The organism is Streptomyces sp. NPDC006332 (genome assembly GCF_040612855.1).
Lineage (GTDB): Bacteria > Actinomycetota > Actinomycetes > Streptomycetales > Streptomycetaceae > Streptomyces.
Genome location: NZ_JBEXRA010000140.1, coordinates 1 through 1,536 on the forward strand (window position 1 = coordinate 1; position 1,536 = coordinate 1,536).

The following is a 1,536-nucleotide window of genomic DNA, read 5'->3' on the forward strand; positions in this document are numbered from 1 at the left end:
GACGTCTTCGAGCACCGCACGGTCGCCGGCCTGGCCGAGCTGATCACGGGACGTCCCGCGGTGACGGACGCCGACCGGCGGGTCGAGCCGTTCGCCCTGATCGGCGAGGCGGACCGGGCCAAGCTCCCCGAAGGCGTCGACGACGCCTACCCGCTGTCCCAGGTGCAGCTCGGCATGGTCGTCGAAATGCTCGTCGACGACAGCCGGAACAACTACCACAACGTCAGCACGTTCCGCGTGCTGGACGACAAGCCCTTCTCCCTCGACGCTCTTCAGGCCGCCGGCCGGCTGGTCGTCGAGCGGCATGAGGCGCTGCGCACCTCCATCGAGCTCAACGCCTACTCGGTACCCCTGCAGCTGGTCCACGCCACCGCCGAACTCCCGCTCGGCCGGCAGGACCTGCGTGGCCTGGACGCCGAGACGGTGGAGCGGGAACTCCGCGACTTCACCGTGCGCGAGCGCGCCACGCTGTTCGATCTCGGTACGCCGTCCCTCATGCGCTTCTTCGCGCATGTCACCGACGGCGACTGCTGGTGGATCTCGGTCACCGAGTGCCACCCCGTCCTGGAGGGCTGGAGCCATCACTCCCTCCTGATGGAACTCCTGGCCCTCTACCGGCAGCTGCGGGACGGCCTGGAGCCGGAGCCGTACGAGGCCCCCGCCGTGCGCTTCGCCGACTTCGTGGCCGGCGAGCTGGAGTCCCTCGCCTCCACCGAGGACCGCGCCTACTGGCGGGGCGTCGTCGACCGGCACGCCCCCTTCTCTCTCCCCACGGGCTGGGGCGAGCAGCAGGACGGGCCGCGCGAGTTGTACCAGGCCTGGACGCAGTGGGAGGACCTGGAGCGCGACCTGCGCAAGCTGGCGACGGACTCGAAGGTCTCGCTGAAGAGCGTGATGCTGGCGGCGCACCTGAAGGTGATGAGCCAGCTCACCGGTGAGGAGGCCTTCCACACGGGCGTCGTCTGCGACGCACGGCCCGAGGTGCTCGGCGCCGACCGGGTGCTCGGCATGTACCTCAACACGCTGCCGTTCGCGGTGGACCGTAGCGCACGCACCTGGCGGGAGCTGGTCCAGCAGGTCTTCGCCCGCGAGGTCGAGCTCTGGCCGCACCGACGGTTCCCCATGCCGGAGATTCAGCGCGACGCTGCCGGCGGCCGACGGCTGCTGGACGTGATGTTCAACTATCAGGACTTCCGGCAGATGGACGCCACCGTCGTGGACGACCGGGCGGGACTGGACGACAGCCCGACCGAGTTCCCGCTGACGGTCTCCTCCCGTGCCGGGCACGTCATCATCACCGCGGACCCGCGCATGCTCAGCCGCGTCAACGGCGAGCGGCTGGTCGGCATGTACCGCGCCGTCCTTGAGTCCATGGCCGCCGACCCGGACGGTGACGCGCAGGCCGTGTACCTGCCCGTCGGCGAGCGGGACCTGCTGCACTCCGCCGCGGGTCCGGTGGTGCCGTCGGCTCCGGTGGAACGGTGTGTGCACCAGATCTTCGAGGAGCGTGCCGCGGCTTCTCCGGATGCGGTGGCG

At 70.4% G+C, this 1,536-nt stretch carries 1 protein-coding gene; it reads left to right on the forward strand.

The genetic code is table 11. The annotated features are described in order from the left end of the window. Positions 1–1,536, forward strand: a 1,536-nt coding sequence (locus ABZ027_RS43165) for a condensation domain-containing protein (RefSeq protein WP_356778599.1), incomplete at both ends; no start/stop codon positions are given.